This is a genomic window from Massilia sp. 9I (genome assembly GCF_902506415.1).
In the GTDB taxonomy this organism is placed as follows: Bacteria; Pseudomonadota; Gammaproteobacteria; order Burkholderiales; family Burkholderiaceae_D; genus Telluria.
Map to the genome: position 1 here is coordinate 1,340,606 of NZ_LR733275.1, position 16,698 is coordinate 1,357,303.

General features: G+C 65.2%; 17 protein-coding genes. 9 read left to right on the forward strand and 8 right to left on the reverse strand.

Annotated elements, in window-relative coordinates; translation table 11 throughout:
• Positions 1-25: 25 nt before the first annotated feature.
• The gene (locus GV068_RS06105) at positions 26-1,285 is read right to left on the reverse strand and encodes a S41 family peptidase (protein WP_159696488.1); all 1,260 of its coding nucleotides are present in this window, start codon (positions 1,283-1,285) and stop codon (positions 26-28) included.
• A gap of 60 nt (positions 1,286-1,345) precedes the next feature.
• Between GV068_RS06105 and GV068_RS06110 the strand changes: the two genes are divergently transcribed.
• Positions 1,346-1,969, forward strand: a complete 624-nt coding sequence (locus GV068_RS06110) for a helix-turn-helix domain-containing protein (protein WP_159696489.1) — start codon at positions 1,346-1,348, stop codon at positions 1,967-1,969.
• Here GV068_RS06110 and argC read toward each other — a convergent pair.
• On the reverse strand, positions 1,966-3,003 hold the full coding sequence (argC, locus tag GV068_RS06115; RefSeq protein ID WP_159696490.1) for an N-acetyl-gamma-glutamyl-phosphate reductase: 1,038 nt from the start codon (positions 3,001-3,003) through the stop codon (positions 1,966-1,968). The two genes, GV068_RS06110 and argC, sit on opposite strands and share 4 nt — an antisense overlap.
• 207 nt (positions 3,004-3,210) lie before the next feature.
• On the opposite strand from argC, the gene GV068_RS06120 reads away from it, so the two are divergent.
• Positions 3,211-3,669 carry a hypothetical protein gene (locus GV068_RS06120; protein ID WP_159696491.1) on the forward strand — a complete coding sequence of 153 codons (459 nt, stop codon included), beginning with the start codon at positions 3,211-3,213 and terminating at the stop codon, positions 3,667-3,669.
• On the opposite strand, the gene GV068_RS06125 is transcribed toward GV068_RS06120, so the two are convergent.
• The 4 genes from GV068_RS06125 to rplM form a co-directional block, all read right to left on the reverse strand.
• Positions 3,666-4,406, reverse strand: a complete 741-nt coding sequence (locus tag GV068_RS06125) for a hypothetical protein (RefSeq protein WP_159696492.1) — start codon at positions 4,404-4,406, stop codon at positions 3,666-3,668. The genes GV068_RS06120 and GV068_RS06125 overlap by 4 nt on opposite strands.
• Before the next feature lie 23 nt (positions 4,407-4,429).
• Positions 4,430-5,176, reverse strand: coding sequence for a helix-turn-helix domain-containing protein (locus GV068_RS06130; RefSeq protein WP_159696493.1), 747 nt, complete (start codon positions 5,174-5,176; stop codon positions 4,430-4,432).
• A gap of 209 nt (positions 5,177-5,385) precedes the next feature.
• Complete coding sequence (rpsI, locus tag GV068_RS06135) at positions 5,386-5,778, reverse strand: 30S ribosomal protein S9 (RefSeq protein WP_027865814.1); 393 nt, start codon at positions 5,776-5,778, stop codon at positions 5,386-5,388.
• 9 nt (positions 5,779-5,787) lie between these two features.
• Positions 5,788-6,216 (reverse strand): 50S ribosomal protein L13, encoded by a 429-nt coding sequence (gene rplM / locus GV068_RS06140; protein ID WP_027865815.1) that lies wholly within the window; start codon positions 6,214-6,216, stop codon positions 5,788-5,790.
• A 296-nt stretch (positions 6,217-6,512) separates the two neighbouring features.
• On the opposite strand from rplM, the gene GV068_RS06145 reads away from it, so the two are divergent.
• From GV068_RS06145 to GV068_RS06160, 4 genes are all read left to right on the forward strand, one after another.
• Positions 6,513-7,967 carry an alpha/beta fold hydrolase gene (locus GV068_RS06145; RefSeq protein WP_159696494.1) on the forward strand — a complete coding sequence of 485 codons (1,455 nt, stop codon included), beginning with the start codon at positions 6,513-6,515 and terminating at the stop codon, positions 7,965-7,967.
• A gap of 10 nt (positions 7,968-7,977) precedes the next feature.
• Complete coding sequence (locus tag GV068_RS06150) at positions 7,978-8,709, forward strand: ATP-binding cassette domain-containing protein (RefSeq protein WP_159696495.1); 732 nt, start codon at positions 7,978-7,980, stop codon at positions 8,707-8,709.
• Positions 8,706-9,902 carry an ABC transporter permease gene (locus GV068_RS06155; RefSeq protein ID WP_159696496.1) on the forward strand — a complete coding sequence of 399 codons (1,197 nt, stop codon included), beginning with the start codon at positions 8,706-8,708 and terminating at the stop codon, positions 9,900-9,902. Before GV068_RS06150 ends, GV068_RS06155 begins: the two co-directional genes overlap by 4 nt.
• A 76-nt stretch (positions 9,903-9,978) precedes the next feature.
• Positions 9,979-10,401 (forward strand): OsmC family protein, encoded by a 423-nt coding sequence (locus tag GV068_RS06160; RefSeq protein WP_159696497.1) that lies wholly within the window; start codon positions 9,979-9,981, stop codon positions 10,399-10,401.
• A 183-nt stretch (positions 10,402-10,584) separates the two neighbouring features.
• Here GV068_RS06160 and coq7 read toward each other — a convergent pair whose 3' ends face one another.
• Together coq7 and GV068_RS06170 are read right to left on the reverse strand one after the other, a co-directional pair.
• Positions 10,585-11,229 (reverse strand): 2-polyprenyl-3-methyl-6-methoxy-1,4-benzoquinone monooxygenase, encoded by a 645-nt coding sequence (coq7, locus tag GV068_RS06165; RefSeq protein WP_159696498.1) that lies wholly within the window; start codon positions 11,227-11,229, stop codon positions 10,585-10,587.
• A 59-nt stretch (positions 11,230-11,288) separates the two neighbouring features.
• Positions 11,289-11,714 carry a hypothetical protein gene (locus tag GV068_RS06170; protein ID WP_159696499.1) on the reverse strand — a complete coding sequence of 142 codons (426 nt, stop codon included), beginning with the start codon at positions 11,712-11,714 and terminating at the stop codon, positions 11,289-11,291.
• A 204-nt stretch (positions 11,715-11,918) separates the two neighbouring features.
• Here GV068_RS06170 and GV068_RS06175 point away from each other — a divergent pair, with 204 nt between their 5' ends.
• Genes GV068_RS06175 through GV068_RS06185 form a run of 3 tightly spaced genes read left to right on the forward strand, consistent with a single transcriptional unit; the run spans position 11,919 to position 16,661 of the window.
• Entirely contained in the window at positions 11,919-12,812 is an 894-nt protein-coding gene (locus GV068_RS06175; RefSeq protein ID WP_159696500.1) for an ABC transporter ATP-binding protein, read from the forward strand.
• A gap of 3 nt (positions 12,813-12,815) precedes the next feature.
• Positions 12,816-16,412, forward strand: coding sequence for a M1 family aminopeptidase (locus GV068_RS06180; RefSeq protein WP_159696501.1), 3,597 nt, complete (start codon positions 12,816-12,818; stop codon positions 16,410-16,412).
• Positions 16,413-16,454: 42 nt separating this feature from the next.
• The gene (locus GV068_RS06185) at positions 16,455-16,661 is read left to right on the forward strand and encodes an addiction module protein (protein WP_159696502.1); all 207 of its coding nucleotides are present in this window, start codon (positions 16,455-16,457) and stop codon (positions 16,659-16,661) included.
• Positions 16,662-16,698: the final 37 nt, after the last annotated feature.

Here is a 16,698-nt window from a genome sequence, read left to right on the forward strand (position 1 = left end):
TTGGCAACACAAATACGCGGCTTTCTCAGGGCATGGCGGACTCCAGCAAGGCGCGCGAGACGCGTCCGGCGGGCGGATCGAGGATGAAACGAGGCAGGTAGAAAGGCAGGCCGGAATGCGGCAGGCTGAAGCTGCGCACGCCACCCGATTGGGTCGTGCGCGCCGCCCCGCCGGCGCCAATCAGGCGCGCCATGCCGAAATCGCGCATCACATTGGCGAACAGGACGGCCGACGAGTAGGTCGCCGGTCCGATCCGGACGCTGAGTTTGCCGCCGAAGCGCAAGGGATTCTCCGGCTGGGGCTGGCGCCAGGTCGTGATTTCGCCGTCGGTCACGGGCGCCGCCGCGCCTTCCTGCGCCCGCGCCCGGGCGCGGTAGGTCGATCCGGTGCGGTATGGCCGGCTAGCCAGGTAAGGCATCAGGCCGTCCAGCCACAGCGCATCGTCGCCGCCACCGTTGCGGCTGACATCGATTTCCAGCTCGGTCACGCCGGCGTCGCGAATGCGGGCAAAGGCATCGCGCGTAAAGGCCAGGAAGGGCGACGGATCGGGCTGGCTGAAACTGCCGACCGTCAGCACCGCCTTGCCGTCCTTGCCGATGGCGAGGCGGTACAGGGACGCAAAGTCGGCCTCCTCGGCCAGCAGGCGCGGGATGGCGCGGCTAGCGGGCAGCTGCACGGTCCGGCGCCGGCCCGCCTCGTCGAGCACCACTTGGTACCGCTGCGCGGCGCCGAAGCGCTTCCCATAGTAGAACCACCAGCGTTCGGCCAGCAGGTTGGCCCGGAACGCCGGGGTGTCGCCGTGGATCCGCGCCAAGAGCGTGGAAACGAGCTGCTCCGCATCGACACCGTCGATGGAGATGATCCGCGGCCGCTCCGGGCTGCGCACGAACAGCCGGCCGTCCGGGCCGATCTCGACCTCAATCGGAAACAGCACGCCGCCGCCGGCCAGCCAGGCCTTCGCCTCACCCCGCCAGTCGGGGTAGCCAATGAAGAAATGCGCATCGGCGAACAGGGGGTTGAGCGTCGCGAGGCGCCACCAGGCTTCGTCGCGGCTCAAGACGGGCGGCAGGTCCTGCCCCAGCCGCTCGAGCGCGGCTTCCACTGCGGCGCGATCGGTGGAAAAGCCGGGATCCGGATGGGCGGTATCGATGGTCTTGCGGATAAAAGCCAGGTCCTCGCGGAACTGGGCCGCGCCCAGGCTGGACAGGGGCTCTGCGGCGTGCGCAAGGGGCAGCGCGAGCATCAAGAGGCTTGCCGCCGTCAACAGGTAGTTCAGGAATCGCATGGTCTTCCGTCTGGTCGAAAAGTGTGTTGAAATAATATAGGTAAATTTCAACACAAACACATGGCGGAGAAAATCATGCAGGACGAATACCGGATCATTGACGACCCCGCCCTGATCGAGGTCCTGGCCTCGCCCGTGCGCCAGGAAATCGTCGACACCCTTGCGGCGCTGGGCGGCCAGGTCAGCGCGGCCGAGCTCGCCCTACAGCTCGGCCGGCACGTCGACGGGCTGTATTACCACCTGAAGGTCTTGTGCCGGGCGGGATTGGTTACGGAATCGGCGGAAGGGGAAGACGAGGCGCGGCGCTATGCGCTGCCGGGCCACGCGACGCGGGCGCTGCGGCTGGCCTATCGGCCCGCCTCGGAGCCTGGAAAACAGGCCCTGCGCAAGTTCACGCGTGGTTTACTCAAGGTGGCGCAGCAGGATTTCGACGACGCCCTGGACTTGCCGGACGTCGTGACGGAAGGAAGCGCGCGCCAGCTCTGGGCGGCGCGCAACAAGGCCTGGCTGAGCCCGGAGGAAGTGGTGGAAGCGAACGCCTTGCTGCAGCGCCTGTGCGCCTTGATGAGCCAGCCGCGGGCGCCGGAGCGCACGCAGATACTCAGCTGCACCTTCGTGCTGGCGCCGCACGTGGCGCTGCCCAAGCGCAGGGGCAGCGACGGCGGCGCCGGGCCGGAGGATTAAGGCAGCAGGGCGATCTGCTTCAGGCCGGTGGTTTCGTCGAGACCGAACATCAGGTTCATGCACTGCACGGCCTGGCCCGAGGCGCCCTTGACCAGGTTGTCCTGGACCACCAGGATCACGACCGTGTTGCCGCCTTCCGGACGGTGCAGCGCCAGGCGCAGCATGTTCGAGCCGCGGGTCGAGCGGGTTTCCGGGTGCGAGCCGAAGGGCATCACGTCCACGAAAGCGCTGTCCTTGTAGGTGTCTTCGAACAGGGCCTGCAGGGCCGCGTCGTCGATGTCCTTGTTCAGGCGCGCGTACAGGGTCGCGTGCATGCCGCGGATCATCGGCACCAGGTGCGGGGTGAAGATCAGGCCGACCTTCTGCTCGGTGTAGCGCGCCAGCTGGGCCGAGGTTTCCGGGGTGTGGCGATGGCCGTGCACGCCGTAGGCCTTGAAGTTGTCGCTCGACTCCGAGAACAGCGTGCCGATCTCGGCTTTGCGGCCGGCGCCCGAGACGCCCGACTTGCAGTCGGCGATCAGGTTGCCCGCATCGACCAGGCCGGCTTTCAGCAGCGGCACGAAGCCGAGCTGCATGGTGGTCGGGTAGCAGCCCGGGTTGGCGATCAGGCGCGCGCCCTTGATGTCGTCACGGTTCAGTTCCGGCAGGCCGTACACGGCTTCTTCGATCAGCTCGGGCGCGGTGTGCGGGATCTTGTACCACTTCTCGAACGTGGCCTGGTCCTTCAGGCGGAAGTCGGCCGCCAGGTCGATGACCTTGACGCCAGCTGCCAGCAGCGCCGGGGCCTGGGCCATGGCGACGCCGTGCGGGGTGGCGAAGAACACCACGTCGCACTGGGTCAGGTCGGCCTTGTCGGGGCTCGAGAAGGCCAGGTCGACGACGCCGCGCAGCGAGGGGAACATGTCGGCCACTGGCAGGCCGTCTTCCTTGCGCGAAGTGATCGCCGTCAGCTGCACGTCGGGGTGCACGGCCAACAGCCGCAGCAATTCCACGCCCGTATATCCGGTTCCGCCAACGATACCAACTTTGATCATGTTCTGTTCCTTCGTGATGTAAGAATGACCTTTTCAGGACGAGGCTGCATTTTAACAGTCGTGAAAAATGCGTGCGCCGGCAAGGCCCGCGACAGGCATTGCAAAGAATATTTGCATGCAGGGCTCGCCATGCAAATATTCTTTGCACAAGAGACCCGGCGGCGATTTACCATGGGAGCGTCGCCACCCCATCCATTCGGAGATTCCATGCGAACCTGCGCCCTGCTTTGCCTTGCCTACCTAGCGATGGGCGCGGCGCCCGCCCTAGCCGCCGATCGATTCTCCTGCGGCGGTTCGGACGCTCGGATCGAGGTGCTCGCGCGCGACACCAGGGTCGCTGAAGAACGCGCGGAAGGCGTCGTCACCGTGTCCCGCAACGGGCTTGCTACCCTCCTGCGTTTCCGCGGCATCGACTTCATCGGCGGCCAATGCGTGAATGCGGCCGAGGGCCGGCCGCTCGTGGTGTTCCAGGCCTTTTGCGGCGGCTCGGGCTGCCATGATGGGGCGAACTGGGGTGTGATCGACCCCGTGCTGTTGCGGGTGCTGGCGGTTCCTACGGACACGAATCGCGAGGAAGCCCAGCAGCTGCTCGGCGCCGCGCTCCCCGCCTTGAAGATGATCAGCGTGGAGCGCGAGGCGCGCAGGCAGGGCGTCGAGCTGTTTTAAGCCTGGTCGGCCGAGCCCGGCGTGATCGACTTGGTGACTTTGCCCTGCTCGTCCAGCATCTGGATCTCGGCCTTGCCCTCGGGCGTCACCATCAGCATCATGCGGACCCGGCCCTTGGCATCCTTCAGCTGCAGGGTCGAGCTCTTGCCGATGGTATTGCCGAGCCAGATGCGGTTCTGGCTCAGGCGGCCTTCGTCCGCCAGCTTGTCCCAGTAGGCGCGCTGCTCGGCCTCGGGCAGTTTGCCGGCTTCCTGGCGGAAGCGCGCGTAATCGGCAATCGCGGTCGTGCTGTACATCGGCACGTCGTTGATCTTGATGGCGGTCTGCTGGTGGACGGCGCTGTCGTTGGTCAGCAATTGCAGCGCCTGGTCCTGGCGGAAGCGGTCGAAGGTGAGCGACAGGCCGGAGGCAATCTTGCCGTCGGCGCCGATGCTGCCCTTCTGGAGGAAGCCGCCGTTTTCCGTGCCTTCCTCGTTAATGAAGATCATGCCGGCGAAGCTGCTGCGATCCGGCCGCGCACGCTCTTTCCCCTGCATGAAGTCGCCCGGGAACTGCGCCTTGTTGGAAATGACGATGCGCTTGGTGCCGTCCGGCTCGACGATGTTGATGCGGCCGACGGTGATCTCGTCGAAGCTGGCGCGCCGGCCCGGGTCGGCGGAGCCGGTCAGGGTCATGATGGCGGCCAGGGCCGCGGCCATGGTGGTGGCGCCGGCGAAGAAGGTGCGGAGTTGCGACATGTGTTCCCTTGCTGGTTGAAAAATTAACGAAGCTGTTTTTTCAGGCGGCGCAGGCGCCATTCAATGAAGATACAAAGGAAGCCGCAAGCGAAGACGAGGGCGCCGATATATTGCAACAGCCTGTTGCCGGTGCTCTCCAAGCCCCTGATATTGGCCAGGTCGAAGCGACGCTTGCCGTTTTCGGTGGCTTCGTAATAGATGGTGCCGCGGCTTTCGGGCCATTCCACGGTGAGCGGACGCTCGCGCTTGGCCGTGAACTCGGACAAGCGTCTGCTTGCCTCTTCGTCCGTGATGAGTTTGGCGCGCTGCTGCAGAGCCAGAATCTTCCCGTAGCTGTCAAAGACATTCTCCCCTTCGTCGGCCAGGAACACCCCGGGGGATTTGTAGACGTAAAGCTCGTTCGGGAAAAAGATGCCGTCGTTTGCCGCCAGCATGATGGCGAAACCCAACAGCCATGCTGCCGCCGAACCGAACACCCAGCGCTTCGTGTGGTGCACCTGTTCGGTCACGGCCTGCGTCTTGAACTGGGTGACGGAAGGGACATGGCGCAGGGTCGAGTCGATCACCTCCCTGTCAACCTCCTGCAGGAAGGTCGCGGCATCCATCCCGAGCGCGGACACGATGGTGTCGAACATCTCGGCCGAAGGCACCGACTTGTCGTTTTCCAGCTTCGACAGGTAGGACTGCTCGATGCCGGCCAGCGCCGCGAACTGCGGCTGGGTCAGGCCCTTGTCGGTCCTGAGCCCCTTGAGTCTTTCGCCAAAATTCATATCAACCTTTCCTGAACGTCAATGGAATGGCCGTATTCTTGGCGATTCATGCAAGACTTGAAAGATGAATATTGGCGAATAGCCATGAATTTCGCAAATCAGGGCGCATGGATGCATATAAACGCGCCCCAAAAGCAAAAAGCCGCCCACCTTGCGGAGGACGGCTTTCGCAGCAGCGCCCCAAGGACGCTGCCAGCAGGTGAAACGAATTAACGCTTCGAGAACTGCTTTGCGCGACGTGCTTTACGCAGGCCGACTTTCTTACGCTCGACTTCACGGGCGTCACGGGTGACGAAACCGGCACGTGCCAGGTCGCCCTTGAGGCCTGCGTCGTAGTCGATCAGAGCGCGGGTGATGCCGTGGCGGACGGCGCCTGCCTGGCCCGACTCACCACCACCGTGCACGTTGACCTTGATGTCGAAACGCTCGACGTTGCCGGTCAGTTCCAGCGGCTGACGGATGACCATCAGGCCGGTCTCGCGCGAGAAGTATTCGTTCGCAGGCTTGCCGTTCACGACGATCAGGCCGGTGCCGGCTTTGATGAACACGCGAGCGACTGCACTCTTGCGACGGCCGGTGCCGTAGTTGTAGTTACCGATCATGTCAGTTCCTTAGAGGGTCAGTGCTTGTGGTTGCTGTGCTGCGTGCGGGTGCGAACCTTCCGCGTACACTTTCAGCTTCTTGATCATTGCATAGCCCAGCGGGCCCTTCGGCAGCATGCCTTTGACAGCCTTTTCCAGGGCACGGCCCGGGAAGCGCTGCTGCATCTTCAGGAAGTTGGTTTCGTAGATGCCGCCTGGGTAGCCCGAGTGACGGTAGTAGGTCTTGTTAGTGGCCTTGGTACCGGTCACGCGCAGCTTGCCTGCGTTGACGACGATGATGTAATCGCCGGTGTCGACGTGCGGAGTGAATTCCGGCTTGTGTTTGCCGCGCAGTCGGAGTGCCACTTCGCTGGCAACACGTCCGAGGACCAAGTCCGTCGCGTCAATCACCAACCAGTCGCGCTGGACTTCATGGCCCTTAGCGGAAAAAGTTTTCATGATGACTTCCTAAATAGGTTAAATGCTCACTGTGGTGGTTCCGCCCTTGCTGCAGCGGACTCTGCCTTATTGTCTTCCCCGAGCAAAGGGAAAGCCCACGATGATAGCCGAAGAGCAGTCTGCTCGTCAATCCGCGTCACGCCCGCTGTCGCATTTTCCCCGCCCTCTTCTGAGCCAGTTCTCGCCAGGAGAACAAAGCGTTCCCGGATCGCATAATTTCGTGCGATGGTGCAACTAATACATTGACCGCCAAAACGATGCCAATCTACTATGCATGCATCCTTTGAGGAGATTGTGTGAAGACAAGATCGTTCCTGCCTGCCGCCGCCTTCCTGCTGGCGGCGTCGACGGCGGGTGCGGCGGCGCCCGGCAGCGCCGCCAAAGCACCCGCAGCGCCAACCACCACCCGTAGCTGTCACCTGCCCGGCGTCACCGACGCCCTGCAATGCGTCACCCTGAACGTCCCGCTGGACCATGCCAAGCCGGGCGCCGGCAGCCTCAAGCTGCACGTCACCGTGGCGCCGGCCCATCGTGCCAATACCCGCGGCGACCCGCTGTTCGTGCTGGCCGGCGGTCCCGGCCAGGCCGGCAGCGACATCGTGCAGCTGCTGAGCCTCGCCTTCAACCGCGTGCGCGCCACCCGCGACATCGTGTTCATCGACCAGCGCGGCACTGGCCTGTCGGGCAAGCTCGATTGCAAGAATAAGCCGGAACACGAGCGCATGAGCGAGGAGCAGCTCGAAGGCGAGCTGCGCGCCTGCATCGCCGCCACCAAGGCTCCGTGGGCCGCCTATACCACCGAGGCCGCCGCGCGCGACCTGGAAGCGGTGCGCCGCGCGCTCGGCTATGGCGCCGTCAACGTCTGGGGCGGTTCCTACGGCACCCGCCTGGGCCAGGCCTATGCGCGCCTGTATCCGGCCAGCGTGCGCAGCCTGGTGCTGGACGGCGTCGCCGCGCCCGACCAGGTGATCCCGGCCGGCGCCCGCGACGGCCAGGCCGCGCTCGACAAGATGTTCGAGCTGTGCGCCAAGGATGCCGGCTGCAGCAAGGCCTTCCCGAACCTGCGCGCCGAATTCGACGGCCTGGTGCGCAAGCTGGAAGCCGGCAGCATGAAGCTGTCGATGCCGGATCCGCGCACCGCCCAGCAGGTCGAGGTGAACATGAGCGCCCAGCGCTTCCTCGGCACCGTGCACAACGTGCTGTACTCGCCGGCCGATGCGCGCCGCCTGCCCTTCCTGATCCACAATGCGGCGCAGGGCCGCTGGGAGCCTTTCGTGGCGCGCCAGAACCTGGCGACCGACTTCGGCGCCGAAGGCAATATGGCGACGCTGCTGCACCTGGCGGTGGTCTGCGCCGAGGACATCCCGCGCTTCACGCCGGAACTGCGCGCGCGCGACGTCGGCCAGCTGACCAAGCCGCTGGCCGACAAGATGCCCGCCATGTGCGCGGCCATGAACGTGCCGGCGGTGCCGTACAAGGCGCCGAGCCGGATCGAGGCCCCGGCCCTGCTGCTGTCCGGCGCGCTCGATCCGGTCACGCCGCCGCACCGCGCCGCCAGCGCCGCGGCCAGCATGGCGCACGCCCAGCAGGTGGTGGTGGCGAATGCCGGCCATGGCGTGACCCAGCTCGGCTGCGCGCCGCGCCTGCTGCGCGAATTCCTCGACAAGCCGCAGGCCAGGCTCGATGCCGCGTGCCTGAACGAGATCCCGGCCCCGACCTTCCAGCTCGGCGCCGCCGGCCCGCAACCCTAAGGCGAAGAACATGATTGAAGTCCACGATGTACGCAAGAAGTTCGGCGCCGTCCAGGCGCTGGGCGGCGTCAGTTTCACCGCGCGCGACGGCCAGATCACCGCGCTGCTCGGCCCCAACGGCGCCGGCAAGACCACCCTGCTGCGCACCCTGGTCGGGCTGCTCAAGCGCGACCAGGGCAGCATCTCGATCGACGGCGTCGACCCCGAGAAGGATCCGATGGCGGTACGCCGCAGCATCGGCTTCCTGACCGACCAGTTCGGGCTGTACGAGCGCCTGAGCACGCGCGAATACCTCACCTATTTCGGTGAGCTGAACGGCATGGAGCGCGCCGCGATCGGCCGCCGCATCGACGAAGTCTCGGAGCTGCTCGGCATGGAAGACATCCTGGCGCGCCGCAGCAAGGGCTTCTCGCAGGGCCAGCGCATCAAGGTGGCGCTCGCTCGCACCCTGCTGCACCGCCCGCGCCACCTGCTGCTCGACGAACCGAGCCGCGGCCTGGACGTGATGAGCACGCGCTCCCTGCGCACCGCCCTGAGCGCACTGCGCGCCGACGGCTGCTGCGTGATCATGGCGACCCATGTGATGCAGGAAGTGACCGCGCTGTGCGAGGACGTGATCGTCATTGCCGGCGGCCACACCGTGGCCCAGGGCTCGCCCGAAGAACTGTGCCGGCGCACCGGCATCGCCAGCCTGGAAGACGCCTTCGTCAGCCTGGTCGGCACCGAGGAAGGGATCGCATGAAAGCGCGCACCGCATCGAAACTCTGGATCGTCTTTTTCAAGGAACTGCGCGAGACGCTGCGCGACAAGCGCACGCTGGCCATGCTGGCCCTGTTCACGCTGCTGTACCCGCTGATCATCGGCATGACCTTGCACCAGCTGATCGACAAGAGCACCAAGACCGAACGCGAAGGCGTCGACCTGGCCGTGATCGGCGCAGCCAAGGCGCCGACCCTGATGGCCCAGCTGGGCCAGAAGAACATCACGGTCAAGGACACGCCGCAGATGGACGAGGAAGCCATCGGCGAACTGCTGCGCGCGAAGAAGGTCGCAGCGGTGCTGCGCCTGTCGGACGACTTCGTCGAGAACTACCAGGCGATGCGCCCGGCGCGCGTCGAAGTCTGGTACGACTCGGCGGCCGAGAGCAATGCGCAACGGCGCGAGGTCGAAGACGTGCTGGAAGCCTACGGCAATAACGTGGCCAGCGCACGCCTGCTGGCGCACGGCGTGTCGCCGGCGGCGGTGACCCCGATCCAGGTGCAGCGCTACGACACCGGCTCGAACGCATCGCGCTCGGCCATGCTGGTCGGCAGCATCATGGGCGTGCTGTTCCTGCCCGCCTTCATGCTGACCATGTCGGCCTCGGTCGACAGCACGGCGGGCGAGCGCGAACGCCGTTCGCTCGAAGTGCTGATGGCGCAGCCGGCGCACACCTGGGAACTCATCGGCGGCAAGTGGCTGGCGGCGGGCATCCTGGGCGTGGTCGGCGTGACCCTGGAGCTGGTGCTGGCGCACGTGATGCTCAAGTGGCTGCCGCTCGAGGAAATCGGGATGTCGTGGAGCCTGGGCTGGGGCGAACTGGCCCTGGTCTGCCTGGCCACCATCCCGCTGTCGCTGCTGGCCTCGGCCCTGTACGTGGCGCTGGCGATGAACTCCAAGACCTTCAAGGAAGCGCAGACCGTACTCAGTATCGCGATGCTGGCGCCGATCATTCCGGGCATCGTGGTGTCCTTCCTGGACCTGAAGACCGCGCTGTGGATGTACGCGGTGCCGATGCTGTCGAACCAGACCCTGATCAAGGAGATGTCCAAGGCCGGCGACGTGCAGTCGCTTCCCCTGCTGCTGACCTTCCTGTGTTCGGCGCTGCCGGCCCTGCTCATCGTGGCCTACGCCAGTTGGCGCATGAAGAGCGAGCGCTACGTCCTGGCCGTCTGAGGAAAACCCGGGGCGCCGGCAGAGGCGTCCCGCCTGCCTTACAATGCTTCGCAATCACTCAATCGCGGAGAAAGCAATGGAAGTAAAAGTCAGCTGGAACGGCCCCTCGGGCATGAGTTTCCGCGCCGAGACCGGCAGCGGCCACATGGTGTCGATGGACGGCGCGCCCGAAGGCGGCGGCCACAACCTGGCGCCGCGCCCGATGGAGATGGTGCTGGTCGGCACCGGCGGCTGCACCGCCTACGACGTGGTCCTGATCCTGAAACGCGGCCGCGAGGACGTGCGCGGCTGCGACGTGACCCTGCAGGCCGAGCGCGCGGAGACCGATCCCAAGGTCTTCACCAAGATCAACTTCCACTTCACGGTCACGGGTCGCAACCTGAAGCCGGCGGCGGTGGAGCGCGCGGTGAGCCTGTCGCACGACAAGTACTGCTCGGCGTCGATCATGCTGGCCAAGACGGCCGAGATCACGCATACGGTGGAGATTGTGGAGGTTTGATTCGAATGCTGGCAGATCCCCAGCGTTTCAAACGACCACCGCCTTAAAAACCGTCATTCCCGCGCAGGCGGGAATCCAAGTTCGCAAAGCAGCCGTAACGCACGCAAAATTGGATTCCCGCCTTCGCGGGAATGACGTTTACACGATACGTGAGAAGAACTGATAGCGCGGCTATTCAGCCAATCAAATGTGATACGCCGTCGTCGTCATCACCTTCGACATCGCGGTCATCAACAGCTTCACCGGCGCCGGCGTCTCGGCCGCGCCCAGCGCCTGTGCCGACGCGCCGTGGGCGATTTCATCCACCCGCATCTGCTCCACGATCGCGCGCGAGCGTACGTCTTGCGGCGGCAGGTCTTCCAGGTGGCGGTTCAAGTGTGCTTCGACCTGGCGCTCGGTCTCGACCACGAAGCCGAGGCTCTGCGGATCGCCCAGCTTGGCCGCGATGCTGCCCAGCACGTAGGAACCGGCATACCACAGCGGATTGAGCAGGCTGGGCTGCGATCCCAGCTCGGACAGGCGCTCGGCCGTCCACGCCAGGTGGTCTTCTTCCTCGCGCGCCGATTTCGCGAACTGGGCCCGGATCGCCGGGCTCTTGCCGAAGCGCGCCTGCGAGTCGTACAGCGCCTGCGCGCACACCTCACCGACGTGGTTCACGCGCATCAGGCCGGCGCTGTGGCGGCGGTCGTCGTCGCTCAGCTCGCAGTCGTTTTCGTGCGCCCCGGGGTTCGGACGCGAGGCGGAGGCGACGCCGCCGACCACGCGCAGGGCCTTGTCGAAACCGGTGATCAGGCTGTCGAGGGGGGTACTGGAACGGTATGCACTCATGATGTTGTCGAAGCGATATGCGAAAACATCATTATAGGCCTTGCCGCAGAGAGCCGGCGCTAGCTGCCCGGCGCCAGGGCTTTCTGGCGCGCGATCCAGTCGGCCAGCGGCCCCGTCGGCTCCAGCCCCGAGATGTTCTTCGCCACGCCCAGGTTCAGCTCGAGCAGGAAGGGAATCGATGCGGCCGGCACTTCCGGGCAGTGGCGGGCAAAGGCCTCAAGGAAGCGCGCCGACTCGACGGTCGGCATGACCTTTTCGCCGCTCATGAACTGCAGCACGCTAGTGATGGTGTGACCCTTGCCCAGGGTGTGATAGATGAAACGGTTGAATTCGCGGTCGACTTTCTTGAAATCGATCGCCTCTTCCGTCATCAGCGCCGCGAGGTAGAACAGGCCCAGCGCGACCCGGAACCAGTCGGTCGATTCGGCGCGGTCGCGCCCTTCGCGCATCAGCGCCAGCAGCTTGTCCTGGATGGCCTTGTTCATCCTGCCATTATCCACGTTTCCCGCCTTTTCGCGAGCAATGTTTATGTATGGAAATTATTAATGCGCTAAGTCATGCGTCCTGTCGCCGGATTATGCAATCTGGGCCATCAAAGCGTCCGTGCGTCGCAGAGTTACCACAAACCCAGGAACAATTTAATACAATGCAAGTGTGAAAAGGTTTATATGCACGCTTGGGGGCATGGCATGGAATTGAAGATCCGCAATTTGTCGAAGACCTACGCCAATGGCGTGGTCGCGCTCGACCGCGTCACGCTGAACATCCCGGCCGGGATGTTCGGCCTGCTCGGTCCGAACGGCGCCGGCAAATCGACGCTGATGCGGATCCTGGCCACCCTGCAGGAATGCGACTCGGGCTCGGTCTTCCTGGACGACATCGACGTTCTGGACGAAAAGGATGAAGTACGCCGCATGCTCGGCTACCTGCCGCAGGATTTCGGCGTCTACCCGAAAGTGAGCGCTTACGAGATGCTCGACCATTTCGCCCAGCTCAAGGGCCTCTCGCACAAGCACCGGCGGCAGGAGGTGGTCGACGGCCTGCTCCAGCAGACCAATCTCTGGGAAGTGCGCCACCAGCGCCTCGGCACCTTCTCGGGCGGCATGCGCCAGCGCTTCGGCATCGCCCAGGCCCTGCTGGGCGACCCGCGCCTGATCATCGTCGACGAACCGACCGCCGGCCTGGACCCGCAGGAACGGGTGCGCTTCCACAACCTGCTGTCCGAGATCGGCGAAGACAAGACCGTCATCCTGTCCACCCACATCGTGTCCGACGTGGCCGACCTGTGCTCCAACATGGCGATCATCAACAAGGGCCACGTGCTGCTGTGCGGCGACCCACAAGACCTCACCTACGAAATCGAAGACTTCATCTGGGCGCGCTTCGTCACCAAGCAGGAGCTGCCGGTGTTCCAGAAACGCCACCAGGTGATCTCCACCCGCCTGCTCACCGGCCGCACTCTGATCCACGTGTATTCCGCGACCGACCCGGGCGACGGCTTCGAGCCGGCTCGCGCCAGCTTGGAAGACGTCTACTTCGCCACCATCGCGGGCCACTACCAGGCCGCGGCGGGGAACTGCTGAGCGATGGGAGCGCTGTTCGCCATCGCCCGTTTCGAGGCGCGGCAGCGCCTCAAGCTGCTGTCGACCTGGGTCTACTTCGGCATGTTCCTGGCGCTGGCGATGCTGTGGACGGCCGCCGCCGGCGGCGCCTTCAAGGATGCCCTGGTCACCTTCGGCGGCCGGGTCCTGATCAACGCGCCGCGCCAGATCGCGCTGACCGCCTCCTTCCTCGGCTGCTTCGGGGTGGTCGTGGTGGCCGCCGTGATGGGCCGCTCGGTGCAGCAGGACTTCGAATACGAGATGCAGCACTTCTTCTTCAGCGCGCCGATCCGCAAGGCGGACTACGTGCTGGGACGCTTCCTCGGCGCCTTCGTGACGCTGGCGGTGATCCTGTCGAGCATCGTGCTGGGCGCCTGGCTGGGCAGCTTCATCCCCGGCATCGAACCAGATCGCCTGGGACCGAACGGCTTCGCCAACTACCTGATGCCCTGGCTGCTCACGCTTCTGCCCAACACCTTCATCTTCGGTTCCCTGTTCTTCGTGCTGGCCGCGCTGTCGCGCCGCATGCTGCCGGTCTACGTGGCCAGCATCGTCATGATGATCGGCTACATCATCGCGCCCTCGCTGGCGCGTGACCTCGACTACAAGACCCTGGCCGCACTGATCGACCCCTTCGGCACCACGGCCCTGATCCGCCTCACCGAATACTGGCCGATCGCCGAACGCAACACGCGCGCCGTGACGCTGGAAGGCGTCTACCTGGTCAACCGCCTGATCTGGGTCGGCTTCGCGCTGGTGGTCCTGCTGCTCGGCTACTGGCGCTTCCACACCACCGGCAACCTCGATGGGCGCAGCAAGAAGGGCGCGGGCCAGCAGCTGGCCGACACGCTGGCCGGCCTCGCCCCGCAGCTGTCGCACTCCGCCGTCGACACGCGCGAAGCGCCCGACTTCGAACGCCGCAGCCTGGCCCTGCTGCTGGGGAAGTCGGTGCTGTACAACCTGCGCGAATCGTGCAGGAACGTCTACTTCCTGGCGCTGGCGATCGCCGGCGCCCTGATCCTGGCCGCCAGCTCGCTCGATCTCGGCTCGATCTACGGCACCAATACCTATCCCGTCACCTACATGGTGCTGGAGCTGATCCGCGACGTGTTCCAGCTCTACATGCTGGTGGTGACCACCCTGTTCGCCGGGGAAATGGTGTGGCGCGAGCGCGAGGCGCGCATGGCGCAGATGCTCGACGCGATGCCGGCGCCGACCTGGCTGCCGCTGGTGGGCAAGACCCTGGCGCTGATCGGCCTGCAAGCCCTGCTCCTGGTCATGGCGATGCTGGTCGGGATGCTGATCCAGCTGTTCAAAGGCTGGTTCGGCCTCGAGCCGGGTCTGTATTTCACCTACCTGTTCACGGTGCTGCTGCCGCAGTACGCACTGCTGGCGGTGGCCGCGGTGGCGGTGCAGGTGATCGTCAACAACCGCTACCTGGCCTACTTCATCCTGATCGCGCTGTACCTGGTGTTTGGAACCGCCCAGGGCTTCGGCTACGACCATCCGATGCTGGTCTACGGCAGCACCCCGTCCTTCACCTATTCGGCGATGAACGGCTTCGGGTATTACCTCCTGCGCGAGCACCTGTTCCAGCTGTACTGGGGCGGCCTGGCCCTGGTCATGATGGTGGCGGCGCGCGTGCTGTGGGCGCGCGGCGTCGATACCGGCTGGCGCGAGCGCCTGCGCCTGGCGCGCCGCAACCTGTCCATGCCGGTGCTGGCCGGCTTCGGCGCGGGCCTCGTGATCTTTGTCGGTACCGGCGCGCTGCTGGCCTATGAACTGCACGCGGGCGGCTTCCGGACCAGCGCCCAACAGGAACGCGAGCGCGCCGAATACGAACTGCGCTACCGCCGCTACGCCAAACTGCCGCAGCCGCGCATCGCCGACGTCAAACTGGCGGCCGATATCCTTCCCGAGCAGCGCACGCTGCGCGTAAAGGGCAGCTACCAGCTCGAGAACCGCACTGGCCAGCCGCTGCGCGACGTGATCCTGTACCAGCAGCGCGGCGCCAGCCTGGAGTTCAATCTGTCGCAGCCGGCGCAGCCCGTGCAGGCCGATCCGGAGCGCGGCTTCTACCACTTCCGCCTGGCCGAGCCGCTGGCGCCGGGTGCGCGCATGGCGCTCGAATTCCGCGTCAACTACGCGCCGCGCGGCCTGCTGGGGATCGGCCGCGACACGCCGGTGGTGGGCAACGGCACCTTCTTCACCAACGAAGTCATGCCGCGCATCGGCTACCAGCCGTCGGTCGAGCTGACGGACGACCGCGACCGCAAGCGCCGCGGCCTGCCCAAGAAAGACCCGATGGCTGCGCGCGACGACCAGGCCGCGCGCGCCAACAACGGCCTGGGCGTGGACGCCGACTGGATCGGCTTCGATGCGGTGCTCTCCACCACTCCGGACCAGATCGCGATCGCGCCGGGCACGCTGGAAAAGGAGTGGATGGACAAGGGCCGCCGCTACTTCCACTACCGGATGGACAAGCCGATCCTGAACTTCTATGCGATCCAGTCGGCGCGCTACGAAGTGCGCCACGACCGCTGGCAGGACGTCACCATCGATGTGTTCTACCACCCGGGCCACGAATACAACGTCGAACGCATGATCCGCGGCGCCCAGGCCGGCCTCGAATACGCCTCGCGCCGCTTCGGTCCCTATCAGTTCCGCGAACTGCGCATCGTCGAGTTCCCGCGCTACGGTAATTACGCCCAGGCCTTCCCGGGCACTATCCCGCTCTCGGAGAGCATGGGCTTCATCGCACGCATCGACAACGATTCGCCCAAGGACATCGATTATCCCTTCTACGTCAGCGCCCACGAGACCGCGCACCAGTGGTGGGGCCACCAGCTGGTGGGCGCCAACACGCGCGGCGCCACCGCGCTGTCGGAGAGCCTGTCCGAATACACCGCGCTGATGGTCATGAAGCGCGCGGTCGGCGGCCAGAAGATGCGCCGCTTCCTGCGCTACAACCTGGACGCCTACCTGATGGGCCGCGCCACCGAGCGCCGCAAGGAGCTGCCGCTGGCGCAGAACGAGAACCAGGATTACGTCCACTACCGCAAGGGCAGCCTGGCGCTGTACCTGCTGCAGGATCTGCTGGGCGAGGACGTGGTGAACGGCGTGCTGCGCGGCCTGCTGAAGGAACACGGTTTCAAGGGCGCGCCCTACCCCACCGTGCTGGCGCTGGTCGACGGCCTGCGTGCGGTCACGCCTCCGGATAAAGCCTACCTGATCGACGACCTGTTCGAGCACATCGTCCTGTACGAAAACCGCACCGACAGCGCCACCGTCCGCCAGCGCAAGGACGGCAAGTACGAGGTGACGATCAAGGCGCACGCGGGCAAGGTGCGTGCCGGCGAACTGGGCGACGAGAAACAGGTGGCGCTCAAGGACTACATCGAATTCGGCGTCGACGACCGCAACGGCAATCCGCTTGTCCGCGAGCGCCGCCTGGTCGACAAGGCCGATCAGACCGTCACGCTGATGGTCGACGCACGCCCTGCACGGGCCGGCATCGACCCCGACAATAAGTTAATTGACAGAAAGCCAACAGATAACATGGTTCCTGTCGACAACCCATAAAATTAAAGCTAATATTTCTGAAATATTACGTCGAGGATCATCATGTCGAATCTGGTTGCCGAGATCGCGGAAAAAATCCAGCTGCTGAGTGCAGAGGATAAGCACGCCTTGATCCGCATGCTGATCCAGGATATCGATGTCCCCGACGAGGATGCGGACGAGGCCTGGCGCAATGAAGTGGTACGCCGCGTGAAGGCGATCCGCAACGGCGAGGCGGCCATCCGCGCGCTGCAGGAATGGCAGGAGTAAGCCCCACCTAGCGCCCCATGCGCAGCTCGAGAAACCG

Excerpts from the sequence above, each read along its gene's own strand:
- GV068_RS06105 (WP_159696488.1), bottom strand. The coding sequence starts at position 1,285 with ATGCGATTCCTGAACTACCTGTTGACGGCGGCAAGCCTCTTGATGCTC.
- rpsI (WP_027865814.1), bottom strand. The coding sequence starts at position 5,778 with ATGATCGGTAACTACAACTACGGCACCGGCCGTCGCAAGAGTGCAGTC.
- GV068_RS06185 (WP_159696502.1), top strand. The coding sequence starts at position 16,455 with ATGTCGAATCTGGTTGCCGAGATCGCGGAAAAAATCCAGCTGCTGAGT.
- argC (WP_159696490.1), bottom strand. The coding sequence starts at position 3,003 with ATGATCAAAGTTGGTATCGTTGGCGGAACCGGATATACGGGCGTGGAA.
- GV068_RS06170 (WP_159696499.1), bottom strand. The coding sequence starts at position 11,714 with ATGAACAAGGCCATCCAGGACAAGCTGCTGGCGCTGATGCGCGAAGGG.
- GV068_RS06130 (WP_159696493.1), bottom strand. The coding sequence starts at position 5,176 with ATGAATTTTGGCGAAAGACTCAAGGGGCTCAGGACCGACAAGGGCCTG.
- GV068_RS06125 (WP_159696492.1), bottom strand. The coding sequence starts at position 4,406 with ATGTCGCAACTCCGCACCTTCTTCGCCGGCGCCACCACCATGGCCGCG.
- GV068_RS06155 (WP_159696496.1), top strand. The coding sequence starts at position 8,706 with ATGAAAGCGCGCACCGCATCGAAACTCTGGATCGTCTTTTTCAAGGAA.
- GV068_RS06120 (WP_159696491.1), top strand. The coding sequence starts at position 3,211 with ATGCGAACCTGCGCCCTGCTTTGCCTTGCCTACCTAGCGATGGGCGCG.
- GV068_RS06150 (WP_159696495.1), top strand. The coding sequence starts at position 7,978 with ATGATTGAAGTCCACGATGTACGCAAGAAGTTCGGCGCCGTCCAGGCG.
- coq7 (WP_159696498.1), bottom strand. The coding sequence starts at position 11,229 with ATGAGTGCATACCGTTCCAGTACCCCCCTCGACAGCCTGATCACCGGT.
- GV068_RS06110 (WP_159696489.1), top strand. The coding sequence starts at position 1,346 with ATGGCGGAGAAAATCATGCAGGACGAATACCGGATCATTGACGACCCC.
- rplM (WP_027865815.1), bottom strand. The coding sequence starts at position 6,216 with ATGAAAACTTTTTCCGCTAAGGGCCATGAAGTCCAGCGCGACTGGTTG.
- GV068_RS06160 (WP_159696497.1), top strand. The coding sequence starts at position 9,979 with ATGGAAGTAAAAGTCAGCTGGAACGGCCCCTCGGGCATGAGTTTCCGC.
- GV068_RS06175 (WP_159696500.1), top strand. The coding sequence starts at position 11,919 with ATGGAATTGAAGATCCGCAATTTGTCGAAGACCTACGCCAATGGCGTG.
- GV068_RS06180 (WP_159696501.1), top strand. The coding sequence starts at position 12,816 with ATGGGAGCGCTGTTCGCCATCGCCCGTTTCGAGGCGCGGCAGCGCCTC.